Source organism: Prevotella sp. HJM029, from assembly GCF_000599605.1.
Classification (GTDB): Bacteria; Bacteroidota; Bacteroidia; order Bacteroidales; family Bacteroidaceae; genus Prevotella.
The window spans coordinates 1-17,128 of sequence record NZ_AZHT01000080.1 but is presented as its reverse complement, the minus strand read 5'-3'; the positions used below and the strand labels follow the sequence as shown (position 1 = coordinate 17,128).

Below are 17,128 nucleotides of genomic sequence, written 5' to 3'. Positions count from 1 at the left end.
TTAATTAGCTTTCACGTTGAAAAGAAATAGTAAACAAGCTGGGGGTAACATTACCTGAAGCAACAGCCGTTCCTTGCGTAGATGGCACAATGAGCTTTACCTTGGCTACTCCATTTGGATTGAGTCCACCCAGTTTCACATATGGTAAGGCAACCAACCAGCCATCGGGAACTTTCTCTGTATTATAGAATGCCTTGAAAGTACCAGAGACGAATTGTGCATGAGGTGTCCCCGACTGTGTGCGAATGGTCATTACATCAACCATCGCTACGAAATTTGGATACTCATTAGACATAGTGATAGAATCGGTGAGCAGATTGCGCTCTGTGTAGCGTACAAGAACGTTAGCCGATTCATTTTTCCCGAGCACACTTCCCACACCAGGTCGCATAATTTGCATGTAGACACCCGAGTTTTCGAACATCACAAACTCATGTTGCAGTGTATCCGTTGTGCAGCCTTGCGCCTTGAATTGCGCCTCACTGATAACTTTTATATGCTGGTCGATGAGATACTGATTGATGATGGCACGCTCGCGTTTGCGCTTATCGGCATAGGTTTCAGAATCGCCACAGGCCGCAAGCGTCAACAATCCAGCGAGTGCCAGAAGTAAGATTGATATATGTTTCATTTTAAATCGATTTAAACGAATGGCACAAAGTTATAAAAAACATAACAGACAAACGAGTTGCACCATGTATTTTTTAATTCTTTAATCTATCACTATATTTCAGAATAGCACGATGAACTACTTGCTCGGCTTCGGTCAATGTGCATTGTAACCGACCGCCACTGGCATTGAGATGACCTCCGCCGTTGAAAAATTCGGCAGCCATTTCATTGCATGGAAAATCATCTACCGACCGCAAACTTACCCATATCAGCTGTTCCGTACGGTCATCTTCGCGCAACGAAATCGACAATCGCATGCCCTTGATGCGCAAAGGCTCATTGACCAATCCCTCTAAATCGCCCTTTATGAAGTTAAAATCTTTCATGTCTCTGCGACTTACCAAATAATAGGCCGCATGATATTCTTCAAAAACGTGCAAGCTGCGATGCATGAGATAGCCGCGGAAGCGAATGGCCGACTGGCTGTAATTGTTGAACACACATCGGTAAATCTTATCCTTGTCGATGCCCTTTGTCAGCAGCAACCCGATGATAGTGTAAAGCTCAGGACGCGTCGAATTATAGGTAAATCCGCCCGTGTCGGTCATCATGCCGCAATAAATGGCCGTGGCGGCAGCCTTGGAAAGCGCTTCAAAACCGCCCAACTGATGGATGACACGAAAGACGATTTCGCTGGTGCTGCTCAGTTCGGGGAAGGAGATGAGCTGCGCCGCCTTGATGTTGGGATTTAAATGGTGGTCCATCACCACACAGGGTGCCTCGGCTTGTTCGAGCAACGTGTGCATCGCCTCTACCCGATGGGGCTCTCCAAAATCCAAACAACACACCAAATCGACCTGGCGAAAGGCCTCGGACACGGCCTCGGGTTGCTTATCGAAGCGCAAAACAGCTTCGCTTCCAGGCAACCATTTCAAAAAATCAGGGAAAGCATCGGGCATCACCACTTGCACCTGCTTGCCCAATTGGCGTAAATAAAAAGCCCAGCCCAGGCTCGAGCCCAACGCATCGCCATCGGGACTTTTGTGCCCGGTGAGCACCACGCGTGTAGCACCATTTATCAGCTGCTGCAAGGCCTCGGCCTCGGCTGCTGTGAGTAAATCTAAATTCATCATGGCTGCAAAGGTAATAAAAAAATCGTTGGCACTTGTGGTTAGCATAGGCTTAAATCCTAACTGCTGTGCAGTAGGCTTAAAAACATTTACTTTGATGGTGAGGAAATGTCATTTTTCCCCATAACAAGCGTTCCGCACTTGCTGAACAACCATTTTCATCAAAAACAAGCGTTCCGCACTTGCTGAACAACCATTTTCATCAAAAGCAAGCGTTCCGCATCTGCTGAACAACCATTTTCATCAAAAACATGCGTTCCGCACCTGCTGAACAATCATTTTTACCAAAAACAGATGAGCGTCACCCCCCCCGAACAATCATTTTTATCAAAAACAGACGGGCGTCACCCCCCGAACAATCATTTTTATCAAAAACAGACGAGCGTCACTCCCCGAACAATCATTTTTATCAAAAACAGACGAGCGTCACTCCCCGAACAATCATTTTTAATAACAAACACACAAACGCCATGGGGATTAAAGCAGCGGACTGAGCAAGCGCACGATGCTACTCCACAAGCGCTGAAGGAACGAACGATGGGTGAAATCGCGAATGGTTTCGATGTCTACACAAGCCTGCTCATCGTGTAGATAAATGGCTTTAAAGCGCAGGGCTGTGGCACGATCGTAGAAAAAGAGATTGCTCTCGAAATTGTTTTCAAAGCTGCGAAAATCAATGTTCGTGCTGCCACAAGTGGCAAAATAATCGTCACAAACCAGCAACTTGGAATGGTTGAACCCTGGTTGATAGAGCATCACCTTGGCTCCGGCTTCGATGATGTCGGCCAAATAGGACGGACACGCCCACTCCACCAATTTCGCATCGCCACGAGCCGGTATCATGAGCCGCACATCAACGCCCGAGAGCGCAGCCGTGCGAATGGCAAAAAGGATGGGCTCTGTGGGCAGAAAATAAGGGCTCTCCATGTAGACATAATGCTGTGCAGAGAGCAAAATGCGCACATAGCCTTGCATGATATCGGGCCACGGCTGTATGGGGCTGCTCGTGACGAGTTGCGCCAGACAATTATTGGATAGATGGTGGGTGTTTTCGGGATAATAACGATGGTCGGTAAGCAATGTGCGGTCGACAAAATACCAATCGATGAGGAAGGCACGCTGCAACGAATAGACAATTCCTCCTCGCACTTGCAAATGGGTGTCGCGCCAGGAAACGCCACGTCGTCCACGAATGTAGCGCAAGGCAATATTCATTCCACCAATAAATCCCACCTCGCCATCAATGACACAAAGTTTGCGATGGTTGCGATAGTTCACCTTGCCTGTGAGAGCTGGAAAACGCACTGGAATAAATGGACGCACCTGTACGCCTTCAGATTTTAGGTGATTGAAAAAATGGTTGTGAACATTCCAGCATCCCACATCGTCGTAAATGATACGTACTTCTACTCCCTGGTGTGCTTTATCGATAAGTGCATCGGCAATGAGCTGTCCCAAGGCATCGTCATCAAAAATATAGGTATCGATATGGATGTGGTCGGTGGCTTTCCCGATGGCTTTGAGCAAAGCCAAGAAGTAATCTGAGCCAGTGGTGAAGATTTTAACTTCATTATCCTTAAATGGCAGTGCCATACTCTGATTAGCAAAAAGGTGCATCAGTTGTTGCGCTTTTTCGGGAAAATGCAGGTTGCGTTGTTCGGCAAACTCCAGCATACTGCGTTTGGTGAGTGCATCGAGACTATGCTGACTGATAAAACGCTGTTTGCGATAATTCTGCCCAAAGAAAAAATAAATCACTATACCTGCAAAGGGAATGAAAGTCAACACCATCACCCACGCCACTGTTTTAGCGGGCTGCCGGTTGTCCATGAGTACTGCTAACAATGCTAAAACAACAATGGCAACGTAGATAATAATGAAAATCCAATGCATGTAGAACATAATTGTTATTGAAAGAGTTCGCCTGTTGTGAGCCTACACGATGATGTTACTTCCAAGTTCCTTGGCCAACTTATTACGTCGCGCTATCAATTTTTGATATTCTGCCATGAGTTCCATTTGCTGGTCGCCATGAGCTTGGGCAATCTGCGCCTTGATGGCAACTATATGCTTTTCCACATAATCGCGACGAAAATCGAGCATGAGATGTAGCACGCGGTTGCGCAGACTCTCTTCATCGTCCTTCACCTGTTGACTTTCTGAGAGTTTAAACTTTTCTTCAGCCAATTCAATTGCCAGAGTGCTTACTTGTATATCGTTATGGTGCACAAAGTAGGGCTCGGTTTGAAAGGTGCGGTCTACTCCCCTCTCCACGGCCTCTCTTAAAATCTGATTAAACAAATCGCTGCTGAAAGAAAGATTATCGCAACCCAAATTGTATTGAATGAACTCGGCTATCGTGAGCGAAATGACATTGCCATTACCATCGTCGACATTGGAAAACACCACACGATTTCCACATTTGATAATTAATTGCAAAATGAATTTCTCTACTTCAGAAACAGTCTGAATACTACTCGACAACGATTGCTTGGGTGTAGCAACTGAGGCTTCCAGTGGTTGCGAGCCAGAAACGGCAGGCGTTGCCACTTGCATCGAGCCAGAAGCCTTGCGTTCACGAATTAAAGCATTCATCTGATTAATGAGCGTCATTTCATTCATACTGATGCGTTGTGCACAATCGTGTAAATAGGTATCACGCAAAATAGGATTTTGTATCATCGAAATACTCATTACAATCGAATTGATTGCTTCAGAACGTTTTTGTGGGTCGGTTTCGTTATCCAAGAGCAGAGCCGTTTTAAAGCGTATAAAGTCGGTAGCATACGTCTCAATATAAGCTTTAAACTCTTCGGCAGTATGCTGTCGCGCAAAACTATCGGGATCTTCATTATTGGGTAGCAACAACACTTTAAGATTCATTCCCTCTAACAACAACATATCGGTGCCTCGCAACGCAGCATGAATGCCTGCAGCATCACCATCATACAGCAACGTAATGTTGTTGGTAAAGCGATGTAACATCTGTATCTGGTGCACGCTGAGTGCCGTTCCAGAATTGGCCACCACATTTTCTATACCACATTGGTGCATAGAAATAACGTCGGTATAGCCTTCTACCATATAAACATTATCTTCCTTGGCTATGGCACGCTTTGCTTGATATATACCATAGAGTTCATGATCTTTATGATAGATTTCACTATCGGGCGAATTGACATATTTTTGGTTAACGCCCTTCGTTCGTGCATCCAACACACGCCCCCCAAAGCCAACAATCTTACCACTTACCCCCACCCAAGGAAAGATGACGCGATTGGCATAACGGTCAATGAGTTCGTTGTGGTCGTTTTGATAGCAAATGCCTGTACTTAAAAGAAACTGTGTTTGATAGCCTTTCTGCAATGCTGCATGTGCCAAAGCTTGACGATCAGGAAGATCAAAGCCCAATCGAAACTTTCGAATTACATCATCACGAAAGCCTCGTGAACGAAAATATTGCATACCTATGGCCACACCATCAACATGGTTGTGAAGAATATTCTCAAAATAGGTTGCGGCCCATTCGTTAACAATAAACATGCTCTCGCGCAGGCTCTGTTCCTTGCGCTCCTCATCAGACAACTCTCGTTCGCGTATCTCAATATGATATTTCTTTGCCAGCCATCGAAGTGCTTCGGGATAGGTTACTTGCTCATGCTCCATGATAAAGCCAATCGGATTTCCTCCACGTCCGCAACCAAAGCAATGGCAGGTGCCGCGTGCCGGCGAAACAATGAACGAAGGAGTCTTTTCATTGTGAAAAGGGCACAGCCCTTTATAATTGCTCCCCGACTTGCGCAGAGTTACAAATTCAGATACTACGTCAACAATGTTGGCCGCATCCTTAATCTTCTCAATGGTTTGCTTGTCTATTGCCATGCTATTTTTTTAATCAACAATAAAAACAACTTCACTTAACGATTCTTGTGTCGTACATACCAACGATGCGTGAAAAAATGATAGAACACAAGTGCCAGCAATAGCAGTCCCAATGATACCGAGAGAGCTGCAAACTCATTAAATTTAAGTGTATACCATCCTAAGAACAAACCAAGTGAGATTCCCGACTCCCAACCTAAAAAATAGGTACACTGTGAGGTTCCCCGCTGGCAATGCCGACTCAATTTAAGCAGAAACATTTGGAAACGAGAACCAATAAGTCCAATTCCATAACCTATAAGCGTTGGAGACAAATGGCTCATCGCTCTCCCCTGTTGAGTGAAAAGTATCCCTACAGCAGCACACATGGCAAACAACCCCGTTACTATTTCACTCTTTAAATCGGCATTGGCGAAAACAAATCGCTGACTCAGCAGTGAAAATAAGAATCCCAGCAACATCAATGCGTAAAAAGAAACAGAATGTGACAAAGATAATAGAATTCCTACGGCCGTCATGATAAACAATTGATTAAGGAAGAGCCACTTACCATCAGTAAGAAAAAAACGATCGAGGCTTACAAGATGTATCTCATCTTCAGGTGTCTTAAAGGGAAACTTAACCATAGAAATGAGTAACAAAGCCAACAAACAACTCACTACCATGATAATAAAGACATATTGAATACTCAAGTATTTACAAAGCAATATCCCCATCATTGGACCAATGGCTAAAGCTATTCGTCCAAACCATGAGGAAGCATAATTAGCCTCGGTGCGATGAGATGAATCACAGACATCCACAATCAACGTACTACTCAAAACTTCCTGCACAAATCCGAAAGATGCCCCAAAGCAACAAGCCAGCACATAAAGACTCCACAAGGGGAATTGTGAAATGAAAAAGAGTGCATAAAAAACTGGAGTCATACAGAGTATAGCCAATAAGGCTACGTTGTTACGACGAAATCGTTGCACCAAAAAACTGCTAAATGGGCCTGGAAGTACTACACCTACCAAATAACAAAGGAATACAAAAGGCATGGTTGCTCCATCAAATTGCACCTGAGACATCATCCAATATGGCAGAATAGGGATAAGCATATAGACCGTCATGCACAATAAAAACTTAGAAATGAACAACAGCCAGAACGGCCGTTGCCAAAAACGAATATGAATGGCTGTTTTTTGCGTATCCATGGGCATCTATTGATATACAATTTATTTAATAACGCTCGTTTTCGTTAGGGAAAGACACATTCTTCACAGCTTGGATATAGTCTTGCACACCCTGCGTCATGCAACCCTCTACATCAGCAAAATGACGCAAAAATTTTGGCTTGAAACCATGTGTCATACCTAAAGCATCTGCGTAAACCAAAACTTGCCCATCTGTGTCACTACCTGCACCAATTCCTATTGTGGGACAACTTACTGCAGCCGTAACACGTTGTGCCAATGCAGCAGGAACCTTTTCTAACGTTATGCCAAAGCACCCCGCCTCATCCAATAGGCATGCATCCTTAAATAATTTTTCTGCCTCCTGCTCTTCCTTTGCACGGAGTCCATAACCACCAAATTGATGGATGCTTTGTGGCGTAAGTCCCAAATGCGCCATCACTGGAATCCCTGCCTGGATAATAGCTTGTACAGTTGGCAGAATCTCGCTTCCACCTTCCATCTTTATACCATCAGCACCTGTTTCCTTCATAATGCGCACTGCGTTACGCAAAGCATCTTCTCGGCTCACTTGGTAACTGCCAAATGGCATATCGCAAACCACTAAACAACGGTCGCAAGCGCGCACCACGCCACGTGCATAAACAATCATTTCATCAATCGTTATGGGTAGCGTCGTCGCATTGCCCACCATAACATTCGAAGAAGAGTCACCTACTAAAATTGCATCTATGCCTGCACGGTCTAAAATACCTGCAGTTGTAAAATCATAAGCTGTGAGCATCGCTATCTTTTGCCCCTGCTGCTTCATTTCTCTAAAGATCTTTGTGGTAACTTTTTGCTTATTGGTAGATAAATAACCCATTTTTCTATTTCGTTTAAATAATTATAACTATAAACTTATCTATAGGTGCGAAATGCTGAGTAATAAAGTTTCATCCTTCTCGCTTAGCTTGCTGCATCGTGCGCACCACATTCTGATTTTTTGCAACAAAATCTTTCCAGCTATTATAATGACGAGCTGTTGTCGTAGGATTACCTTGCTGTAGAAAATGACAATAAGCTGCCGCCAAAGCATCGGTTGCATCCATGAATTTAGGCATTTCATCTTGATTTAAGTGCAACAAACGCTGTAACATATCAGCAACCTGCATTTTGGAGGCCTGTCCTTGACCTGTGATAGCCATTTTTATTTTTAATGGGGCATATTCATGAATGGGTATGTCACGGCAAATTGCAGCGGCAATGGCCACCCCTTGCGCACGCCCCAACTTCAACATTGACTGCACATTCTTTCCAAAGAATGGCGCCTCAATAGCCAATTCATCGGGCAGATAAGCATCGATGATGCCCGTCACGCGCTCATAGATGTGGCCTAACCGCAGATAGGGGTCGCTCATCTTGCGCAAATCAATGACACCCATCGACAACATCTCGGCCTTTCGCCCCACAATGCGCAGCACACCATAGCCCATCACATTGGTTCCAGGGTCGATGCCCAAAACGATTTTTTCGCTCTTTTCGCCCATTTACACTGCTAACGGTCAAGATAAGGGTTATGCATCAACTCTTCCCCAATGGTGGTTGCGGCACCATGTCCCGGAAAGACCTTTGTTTCATCGGGCAACTGACAAATCATTCGAAGGCTCTGCATCATTTCAAGCATCGAACCGCCCGGCAAATCGGTGCGCCCGATGGAGGAACGAAAGAGGGTATCGCCCGAAAAGGCCACGTGCTCAGCGGCATCATACAAGACGATACCACCGGGAGTATGTCCCGGCGTTTCGATGACGGTGAGCTGATGTGTGCCAAAGTCTACCCTGTCGCCCTCCTTCAACCGCGTCTGAACGGGCGGAACAGGCGCCAAGACATCCAAGCCAATAAACTGCACCGATTGCTCATGGAGCGTTGCCATCGAGGGCAAATCGCGCTCATGCACTTCGGGCGTCAAGCCAAACTCGGCGTACACATAGCCATTGCCATAATTGTGGTCAACATGGCCGTGGGTTGCAATGAGATGTTGCGGTTGGAGTTGCTGAACTCGAATATAATCGGAAATCACACGATACTCGTCGATAGTGCGCGCACCGCAATCGATGATGACACACGCACGCGTCTCGTCGCTCACCACATAGCAATTTTCTTGCAACGCATTACATTGAAAAATCTTGATGGTCAACATATTTATTGGATTGGAATATAAACTAATTTCTTTTCTTCCTTAAACCACTCTTCATCGAAAAAGTCGGTCAACGAAATCACTTCGGCCACGCGCTGAAAGGGCTTCAACTCTTCAACAAGCGCCCCACCCTTCAGGCAAATCAAACCATTGGGCCAGGCATTGTGGTGCGCACGCCGAATGTTTTTGCGAACGATTTTCACCACATCGGGAAGCGGCATCACGGCCCGACTCACCACAAAATCAAACATCTCCATTTCTTCTTCGCCCCGCCGCTGCACCGCCTCTACATTTTGCAAGCCTATGCCCGAAGCAACAGCCTTGACCACAGTGATTTTCTTCCCTGTTCCATCGATGAGTCGAAACTGACATTGAGGAAAGAGAATGGCCAACGGAATACCTGGAAAGCCACCACCAGTACCAAAATCAAGAATACGCGTTCCATTCTTAAAGCGAATAGTCTTACCGATAGCTAAAGAATGAAGCACATGGTGCAAATAGAGATTGTCCATATCCTTACGCGATATGACATTTATCTTTGTATTCCACTCACGATAAAGAGTATCCAACAGGGCAAACTGCTCCTGCTGTTGCATGCTTAAATTGGGAAAATATTTCGAAATCAGTTCTGTCATCTCTACAGCTTTAGACTACAAAATTACAATATTCTTTGCAACTATCTGTAAGATGTGCTTAATTATTTAGTTTTATCATAGCACCATGGGCAAGCGCAAACGACTATTTGAGCTAAGCCATATTACATAGTCTAAACGAAACTCAGCAAGGCCGATAGCGGACCATTCACAAACATGTTTTTGGATGAAAAGGAGTAAATAGCCGCCTGCTAACATATTTCTAAATGGAAATGAATACGAAACAGTGCTTCTAACACATCTTCACTTGAAAATAGTTAGAAACACTGTCTTTGATTTTATCTACTGACTTTACCTCGTCTTATAGGGTCATTTGCTTGAGTTTTTTGAGCAAAGCAAACATCACTAAGGCACTCAGCAAGCACAATGCAATCAAAATACCCCAGTTGTACATCAATGGCACCTTATTCCAAAGCATTGAAGGAATGGAACTGAGATAGTTACCGATTGCTGCTGCGACAAACCAGCCACCCATCATCAGTCCTTTATATTTTGGAGGAGCAACCTTGCTCACAAACGAAATACCCATTGGCGAAAGCAATAACTCGGCTAAAGTGAGTGTGAAATAAGCAGAAATAAGCCAACCAGGCGATAACACACTTTGTGTTTTATCCCCCAAGTCCATTGGAGAAATCAAATCGGTTGAGGCCAGGGTGATGACCGAGAATCCTAAAGCTGCCACAAACATACCCCATGCAATGCGGGTTGGTGCAGCCACTTCGTGCCCTTTCTTAGCCAAGATGCCAAAGAAAAGAATGCTAAAGGGAGTTAACGACACAACGAAGAATGGATTGAACTGTTGGAAATCTGAAGGTTGGGTTTTCGTAGGATCGCTCATTCCCAAAAACAAAAGCACGGCTCCAAGCCAAGCACTTAAAGTAATCATGCCACAGATGAGACGACTTTTCCGCGTCTTTGATTGCATAGCACCGAAGCCTGTATAGACGGATAATGCTATCAAGGCTAAACTAAAGATGTTGAACCAGATGCGCATGCCGCCCGAAACGGTGAGGTTGGTATATTTCTTAGCAAAGAACGTCAGTGCCGAACCATTCTGATGGAATGCCATCCAGAAAAATATCACTACAGCAAACACCAATAATAGCGCCACTATGCGGTCGCGGGTTTGCTTGGGCGTTAGCTCCTGCACGTCGGCATTTACCGTTTTAGCTTGCTTAGCCGTGATGTCGGCATGCTTGAACCAGTTACGACATCCAAAATAGATAAGTGCCGAGAGTACCAATGAAATGCAGGCCACGCCAAAGCAGAGACCATAAGCGCCATAAAGCACTTCAAGGTATTTGGGGTCGACGTTGGCTGCATCATAATGCAAACCATACTGGCCGAGATAGAGGTTGGTGATCCACTTCGCTGTGGAAGGCGCAAACATGGCGCCGATGTTGATGGCCATGTAGAACAGACTGAAGGCCGAGTCGCGCTGATGGGCATACTCGGGTGCGTCGTAGAGGTTGCCCACCAACACCTGCAAATTGCCTTTAAACAGCCCCGTTCCCAACGAAACACAGGCCAATCCGGCAAACATAGCCCACTTGCCCACTTCGTTAGCGGCAGTAGGAATGGCCAGCCCCAAATAGCCTAAGAACATCGTTGCGAAACCAATGGTGACACACTTGCCATAGCCTATCTTGTCGGCAATCATGCCTCCGACAAGCGGTGCAAAATAAACGACGGCTAAGAAAATGGCATAAACCTGCCCGGCTTGCGATTCGCTCCAACCGAATTTGGCCTGCATAAACAGCGTAAAGATGGCCAACATGGTGTAATAACCAAAACGCTCGCCCGTGTTGGCCAATGCAAGCGCATAAAGGCCTTTAGGTTGATTTTCAAACATAGATTGATTTATTTAAATGATGATTATTTGCTTGTCCGCATCATGTCAAAGAGATAGGTGGCTTTGATGACAATCTGCCCAAAGTTGGAGCGCGAGAAATAATCGCGTTTCGACGATGCAAAGATGTTGCCTAAACCATAATAATAGCGCGCTTCGAGCAGAAAATGCCCCACCGCAGGATGCACATATTCGCCACCAATCCCCGCGGCGATGCCGTAATCAAAACGACGGGCAACCTTCATGGTTTCTTGTTCGGAAACAGCACTCACACGGTCGACCACATTGCGTTGCGCATAGCTGTAGTTCATACTGGTTTTCTCGCTCAGCATATAGCCAAACTGTGGGCCCAAATTCAAAAAGAATTGCATGCCTTTCTGCTCTTTTCCCCACGCCAGATGTGCAAATATCGGCACCTGGACATACGTGAGGTTGCGACTATATTTCTCGGCAACATTCGTGGCACCATTGATTACTGGCCGGTCGTTCGCATCTAAAATATCCTCGGTCCAGCCCACTTGCGCAACATTAATTTCACCCATGACAGAACAGGTAGTCGAGAAATATTTCTCGCTCGTGTAGCGCATCGAGAGTCCCGCTGTAATTCCGCCATGCTGTTTCTGCGGAACGGTGGGCATAAAGCCAACCGTGCTCAGCACATAGCCACCATTCACTCCCACAGCGAAGTCGCTGCGATGCTGACCTATTTGCGCATGGATTGTTGAACAATAGCTAACACTTAGCACTGCAAAAAGCAGCATTTTTAATCGTAATCTCATATTCTTTTCTAAAAACCTTTCATCATGTTAATAGGCAAGGCTCTCAATGCTGCCGTTATAGAGGTAGTGAATGAGCTGGAAAGCCGTATTCTGTCGTCCGCCTTTCCCCACGGGTTCAAATTGCAAAGGGGTTTGCAACGGCTGATAGAAACGCTGCCAGCGATTGCCCGTAAACTGGTTTCCATATTGAAGAATGCCACGAATGAAGAACTGTGCATGGTCGTAACCTGTGATGGCGAAACGCGGAAGCGCTTGCATCAGGGGCTCATGAAACCAGCTGCGATAGCTCTTTTCCAAAGTTTGTGTGGCCGTGGCCGACGCATTATAATAAAACGTTGTGGGGATATACGTATCATATTTGCAGAAATGTGCAAAATCATACGAGGCATACATGAGCCACTCGGTATAGCCAAACAAACGCACCACCCGACCGGGATACAACTGCTCGAGACGCTCTAACTTTACAAAAACAGCGTTCAACTCGGGCGAACGTGCCGTGTTGAGCACCACCACATTGGGCTGCGTGGCGCTGAAAGCCTTCGCAAAAGCATCATCGGGCGATTTTAAATTCGTAATATTGTAGGAAATACCCTTTATGTCTAATTGTTTTCGTAAAGCTGCCGTGAAAGAACCCTTAGGATTTATGCTATCATTGCAATCGACAAACACGGGATGGGAATTGCTGAAGCGTTCTAAAAAAGCGTTCACAGCAGCGTTTGTCAGACGCGTCCCATCTTGATAAACTTGAAAAACATACGGGTTAGAGGCAACCTCATTCCCTGTGATAGAAAAAGGAATGACCAACCGAATGCGCCGCGATTTACAATAATCGGCTAAAGGCTTTACTTGCTTGCTATATAAAGGACCAAAGATCACGTTGCACTTTTCAACGCCCTCGCGTTGCAACACTTGCTCTATATCGGTGTTCACATCCACATTCCACGCTTGGACATGAATGGTATAGCCCGCCGTTTTCAACTGGTTACAGGCCATCAACATGCCTCGATAATATTCGGTCATGCGTTTTCCATCGCCATCAAGCTGATGCAAAGGCAATATCACTCCTATGGTAATTGGCCCCTTAGCTGTCGTGGCCGCCTGCGATGAAAGGGCAAGTGGGGAACCACAGAGCAACAAAAGAATTAAAAGCAAAAAGTATCGATAATATATTCTCATAATCTTTAGTTTGCGACTTTTCAGCTGCAAAAATACAAAAAATAGTCTTTATCCCACGTGTTAACTCTTATCTTTTTGCTACCTTTGTGCGCATTATACAGGCAAAGATTGATTCAGATAGGTAATGTTTTCATTGCCCATTGCATGCGATAACATCACAAGGCATGCATAACCATTTGAAGAGATTTTAGGGAAACGAACACATGGAAAAAGAAGATAAAAAGATAAATGTATGGGGTGCGCGTGTGCACAACCTTAAAGATATTAATGTTGCAATACCCCGCAATTCGTTAACGGTGATTACGGGGCTTTCGGGCTCGGGGAAATCGTCGTTGGCTTTTGATACGATTTTCGCCGAAGGACAACGTCGCTACATTGAAACCTTTTCGGCGTATGCCCGCAATTTCTTAGGCAACTTAGAGCGCCCCGACGTAGATAAAATCACGGGATTGAGTCCCGTCATCAGCATTGAGCAGAAAACCACCAATAAAAATCCACGCTCAACAGTAGGCACCACCACAGAAATCTATGACTTCTTGCGCCTGCTTTATGCACGTGCCGGAACGGCTTACAGCTATCTTACGGGCGAGAAGATGGTGAAATATACCGAGGAGAAGATCCTCGAGATGATTTTATACGACTATGCAGGCAAGCAAATCTACATCCTTTCGCCGCTGGTGAGAAACCGCAAAGGACATTATCGCGAGCTTTTCGAAGGCATGCGCAAAAAGGGCTACATGAACATTCGCGTGGATGGGACGATTGAAGAGCTGACACGCGGCATGAAGGTGGACCGTTATAAGAACCACAACATTGAGCTGGTCATCGACAAAATGTTGGTTGAGGATGTTTCGCACGAGCGCTTAACCAAGAGCGTTGAAGCAGCGATGAAGCAGGGCGACGGCCTCATTATGCTGTTAGAGAAGGGCTGCACCGAGGGTAAATATTTCTCAAAGCGATTGATGTGCCCCACCTCGGGCATCTCATATAAAGACCCCGCACCCAACATCTTTTCGTTCAACTCGCCCGAAGGCGCCTGCCCCCATTGCAAAGGCCTGGGCTACGTGACAGAGATTGACTTGCAGAAGGTTATTCCCAACGACAAATTGAGCATTCACGAGGGCGGCATCGCGCCCTTAGGGAAATACAAGAACCAAATGATTTTTTGGCAAGTGGACGCACTGCTACGCAAGCACGATTGCACTCTGAAGACGCCTATAAAAGACATTCCCAAAGAAGCGTTAGACGAAGTGTTGTATGGCGCGTTAGAGAATGTGCGCATCGACAAAGAACTCATCCATGCCAATTCTGACTATTTCGTGGAATTCAACGGCATCATCAAATATCTTCAAGCCACAATCGACAACGATAACACCGCATTAGGGAAGAAATGGGCCGACCAATTCAAAACCACTGTCACTTGCCCCTCGTGCAATGGAATGCGGCTCAACAGCGAAGCACTATCGTATAAAATCTGGGACAAAGGCATTGCCGATTTAGCCAACATGGACATCACAACACTCAGAACATGGCTCGACGAGGTGGAACAACATTTAGATGAGAAACAGAAACGCATTGCTGCCGAAATCTTAAAGGAAATCAAAAAGCGAGTCAACTTTCTCACCGAGGTGGGCTTAGACTATCTCTCGCTCAATCGACAAAGTGCCACGCTCTCGGGCGGGGAAAGTCAGCGCATCCGATTGGCCACTCAAATCGGAAGCCAGCTGGTCAACGTGCTCTACATTCTCGATGAGCCCAGCATCGGCCTGCACCAACGCGACAACGAACGGCTCATTCGCTCGCTCAAAGAACTGCGCGACCTGGGCAACACCGTCATTGTCGTAGAGCATGATGAAGACATGATGCGCGCCGCCGACTGGATTATCGACATCGGTCCTAAGGCCGGACGCAAAGGCGGCGAAGTGGTGTTTCAAGGAGCACCTGCCGAAATGCTCAAGCAACACACGCTCACGGCCGACTATCTCAACGGCACACGGGCCATCGAAGTGCCCCGAAAGCGGCGCAAAGGCAACGGCAGAATGCTCGAAATCAAAGGCGCCACGGGCAACAATCTCAAACAGGTGGATGTGCAGTTCCCATTGGGCGAACTCATCGTGGTAACCGGCGTATCGGGCTCGGGCAAATCAACGCTCATCAACGAAACGCTGCAACCCATTCTCTCCACCCACTTCTATCGTTCACTCAAGCAGCCCATGCCCTATGAGGAGTGCCTCGGCATCGACAACATCGACAAAGTAGTCAACGTCGACCAAAGTCCCATCGGCCGCACGCCGCGCAGCAACCCCGCCACCTACACCGGTGTGTTCAACGACATTCGAGCCCTCTTCGTCAACCTGCCCGAGGCTAAAATCAGAGGCTACAAGCCCGGCCGATTCTCGTTCAACACCAAAGGCGGCCGCTGCGAAGCCTGTGCAGGAAACGGCTACAAAACCATCGAAATGAATTTGTTGCCCGATGTGATGGTGCCCTGTGAAGTATGCCATGGCAAACGCTACAACCGAGAAACATTGGAAGTGAGGTTCAAGGGAAAGTCCATTGCCGACGTGCTCGACATGACCATCAATCAGGCCATGGAATTCTTCGAAAACACCCCCAACATTCTCAACAAAATCAAGGCCTTGCAAGAGGTGGGGCTGGGCTACATCAAGTTGGGACAAAGCTCTACCACACTCTCTGGAGGAGAAAGCCAACGCGTGAAGTTGGCCACAGAACTGGCTAAACGCGACACCGGTAAAACGCTCTATATCCTCGATGAGCCCACAACGGGACTCCATTTCGAAGACATCCGCATCTTGATGAATGTGCTTCAAAAGCTCGTCGACAAAGGAAACACCGTTATCATCATCGAACACAACTTAGATGTCATTAAATTGGCCGACTACATCATTGACATCGGCCCAGAAGGTGGTTGCGGAGGCGGAAAGATTGTTGCTCAAGGCACCCCAGAAGCCATTGTTAAGGCAGGAAAAGGATACACCGCACAGTTCTTAGCCCCCATGCTCAAAGGCAATTAAGTTGCGCAAAAGAAAACATTAGCAAAAGCTGGAACGCTAAACAAAGTGCGCGCTAACAGGTCCTCCTGAACACTGAAAGCTGCATACAACAGCATTTTCATGGCTGTTGAAATCTTGAGCACACCGCACGTCCACAGCCTCCACTCTTCAAAACTAATTTTATATGCTGGCGAATCCCTTTTCGCCGCCTTTCCAATATCAAAAGTATTCGGCGAGGGTATCGCCGAATACTTTTTCTTGATTAAAGTTGCTAGCGAGACCCTCGCCGAATACTTTTTTCCGATTAAAGTTGTTGGCGAACCCTTCGCCGAATACTTTTTTCCGATTAAAGTTGTTGGCGAACCCTTCGCCGAATACTTTTTTCTGATTAAAGTTGTTGGCGAGACCCTCGCCGAATACTTTTTTCTGATTAAAGTTGCTGGCGAACCCTTCGCCGAATACTTTTTCATGATTAAAGTTGCGATCAGAGCCTCCGCCGATATTCCTTTCTATGTTTGAATGATTGTCCATAACATTGCCCATCTTCCATCAAACTATCGGCATCCACGCGATGAGACCTCTGCAAAACCTACCATCCACTCAATACTCACCCATACACTCTTAGAAGAATAAATCTTTTTGATCAAAAGATGCCGTTGGAGGTTATTTTTAAGTA

General features: G+C 46.2%; 14 protein-coding genes. 2 read left to right on the top strand and 12 right to left on the bottom strand.

The window, feature by feature from the left end; translation table 11 throughout:
* Positions 1 to 4: 4 nt before the first annotated feature.
* The 12 genes from X919_RS0105085 to X919_RS0105030 form a co-directional block, all read right to left on the bottom strand.
* On the bottom strand, positions 5 to 631 hold the full coding sequence (locus tag X919_RS0105085) for a DUF4827 domain-containing protein (RefSeq protein WP_028899271.1): 627 nt from the start codon (positions 629 to 631) through the stop codon (positions 5 to 7).
* Positions 632 to 704: 73 nt separating this feature from the next.
* On the bottom strand, positions 705 to 1,742 hold the full coding sequence (locus X919_RS0105080; protein WP_028899270.1) for a DHH family phosphoesterase: 1,038 nt from the start codon (positions 1,740 to 1,742) through the stop codon (positions 705 to 707).
* Positions 1,743 to 2,219: 477 nt separating this feature from the next.
* Positions 2,220 to 3,644, bottom strand: a complete 1,425-nt coding sequence (cls, locus tag X919_RS0105075; protein WP_028899269.1) for a cardiolipin synthase — start codon at positions 3,642 to 3,644, stop codon at positions 2,220 to 2,222.
* A 33-nt stretch (positions 3,645 to 3,677) separates the two neighbouring features.
* Positions 3,678 to 5,624 carry a DNA primase gene (dnaG, locus tag X919_RS0105070; RefSeq protein WP_028899268.1) on the bottom strand — a complete coding sequence of 649 codons (1,947 nt, stop codon included), beginning with the start codon at positions 5,622 to 5,624 and terminating at the stop codon, positions 3,678 to 3,680.
* A 35-nt stretch (positions 5,625 to 5,659) separates the two neighbouring features.
* A complete protein-coding gene (locus X919_RS0105065; RefSeq protein ID WP_028899267.1) occupies positions 5,660 to 6,823 on the bottom strand; it encodes an MFS transporter in 1,164 nt (387 codons plus the stop codon).
* 25 nt (positions 6,824 to 6,848) lie between these two features.
* A complete protein-coding gene (panB, locus tag X919_RS0105060; protein ID WP_028899266.1) occupies positions 6,849 to 7,667 on the bottom strand; it encodes a 3-methyl-2-oxobutanoate hydroxymethyltransferase in 819 nt (272 codons plus the stop codon).
* A 70-nt stretch (positions 7,668 to 7,737) separates the two neighbouring features.
* Complete coding sequence (gene ruvC / locus X919_RS0105055) at positions 7,738 to 8,331, bottom strand: crossover junction endodeoxyribonuclease RuvC (RefSeq protein WP_028899265.1); 594 nt, start codon at positions 8,329 to 8,331, stop codon at positions 7,738 to 7,740.
* An 8-nt stretch (positions 8,332 to 8,339) separates the two neighbouring features.
* Complete coding sequence (locus X919_RS0105050; RefSeq protein ID WP_028899264.1) at positions 8,340 to 8,984, bottom strand: MBL fold metallo-hydrolase; 645 nt, start codon at positions 8,982 to 8,984, stop codon at positions 8,340 to 8,342.
* Positions 8,985 to 8,986: 2 nt separating this feature from the next.
* Positions 8,987 to 9,616 (bottom strand): 16S rRNA (guanine(527)-N(7))-methyltransferase RsmG, encoded by a 630-nt coding sequence (gene rsmG, locus X919_RS0105045; RefSeq protein WP_028899263.1) that lies wholly within the window; start codon positions 9,614 to 9,616, stop codon positions 8,987 to 8,989.
* 319 nt (positions 9,617 to 9,935) lie between these two features.
* Complete coding sequence (locus tag X919_RS0105040) at positions 9,936 to 11,486, bottom strand: peptide MFS transporter (RefSeq protein WP_028899262.1); 1,551 nt, start codon at positions 11,484 to 11,486, stop codon at positions 9,936 to 9,938.
* Positions 11,487 to 11,509: 23 nt separating this feature from the next.
* The gene (locus X919_RS0105035; RefSeq protein ID WP_028899261.1) at positions 11,510 to 12,262 is read right to left on the bottom strand and encodes a porin family protein; all 753 of its coding nucleotides are present in this window, start codon (positions 12,260 to 12,262) and stop codon (positions 11,510 to 11,512) included.
* A gap of 27 nt (positions 12,263 to 12,289) precedes the next feature.
* Positions 12,290 to 13,438, bottom strand: coding sequence for an ABC transporter substrate-binding protein (locus X919_RS0105030; protein ID WP_028899260.1), 1,149 nt, complete (start codon positions 13,436 to 13,438; stop codon positions 12,290 to 12,292).
* Positions 13,439 to 13,641: 203 nt separating this feature from the next.
* Between X919_RS0105030 and uvrA the strand changes: the two genes are divergently transcribed.
* Together uvrA and X919_RS0105015 are read left to right on the top strand one after the other, a co-directional pair.
* Positions 13,642 to 16,473, top strand: a complete 2,832-nt coding sequence (gene uvrA, locus X919_RS0105025; RefSeq protein ID WP_028899259.1) for an excinuclease ABC subunit UvrA — start codon at positions 13,642 to 13,644, stop codon at positions 16,471 to 16,473.
* A gap of 99 nt (positions 16,474 to 16,572) precedes the next feature.
* Positions 16,573 to 16,971, top strand: a complete 399-nt coding sequence (locus X919_RS0105015) for a hypothetical protein (protein WP_028899258.1) — start codon at positions 16,573 to 16,575, stop codon at positions 16,969 to 16,971.
* The last annotated feature ends 157 nt before the right edge of the window (positions 16,972 to 17,128 follow it).

Excerpts from the sequence above, each read along its gene's own strand:
- X919_RS0105085 (WP_028899271.1), bottom strand. The coding sequence starts at position 631 with ATGAAACATATATCAATCTTACTTCTGGCACTCGCTGGATTGTTGACG.
- X919_RS0105080 (WP_028899270.1), bottom strand. The coding sequence starts at position 1,742 with ATGAATTTAGATTTACTCACAGCAGCCGAGGCCGAGGCCTTGCAGCAG.
- cls (WP_028899269.1), bottom strand. The coding sequence starts at position 3,644 with ATGTTCTACATGCATTGGATTTTCATTATTATCTACGTTGCCATTGTT.
- dnaG (WP_028899268.1), bottom strand. The coding sequence starts at position 5,624 with ATGGCAATAGACAAGCAAACCATTGAGAAGATTAAGGATGCGGCCAAC.
- X919_RS0105065 (WP_028899267.1), bottom strand. The coding sequence starts at position 6,823 with ATGGATACGCAAAAAACAGCCATTCATATTCGTTTTTGGCAACGGCCG.
- panB (WP_028899266.1), bottom strand. The coding sequence starts at position 7,667 with ATGGGTTATTTATCTACCAATAAGCAAAAAGTTACCACAAAGATCTTT.
- ruvC (WP_028899265.1), bottom strand. The coding sequence starts at position 8,331 with ATGGGCGAAAAGAGCGAAAAAATCGTTTTGGGCATCGACCCTGGAACC.
- X919_RS0105050 (WP_028899264.1), bottom strand. The coding sequence starts at position 8,984 with ATGTTGACCATCAAGATTTTTCAATGTAATGCGTTGCAAGAAAATTGC.
- rsmG (WP_028899263.1), bottom strand. The coding sequence starts at position 9,616 with ATGACAGAACTGATTTCGAAATATTTTCCCAATTTAAGCATGCAACAG.
- X919_RS0105040 (WP_028899262.1), bottom strand. The coding sequence starts at position 11,486 with ATGTTTGAAAATCAACCTAAAGGCCTTTATGCGCTTGCATTGGCCAAC.
- X919_RS0105035 (WP_028899261.1), bottom strand. The coding sequence starts at position 12,262 with ATGAGATTACGATTAAAAATGCTGCTTTTTGCAGTGCTAAGTGTTAGC.
- X919_RS0105030 (WP_028899260.1), bottom strand. The coding sequence starts at position 13,438 with ATGAGAATATATTATCGATACTTTTTGCTTTTAATTCTTTTGTTGCTC.
- uvrA (WP_028899259.1), top strand. The coding sequence starts at position 13,642 with ATGGAAAAAGAAGATAAAAAGATAAATGTATGGGGTGCGCGTGTGCAC.
- X919_RS0105015 (WP_028899258.1), top strand. The coding sequence starts at position 16,573 with ATGGCTGTTGAAATCTTGAGCACACCGCACGTCCACAGCCTCCACTCT.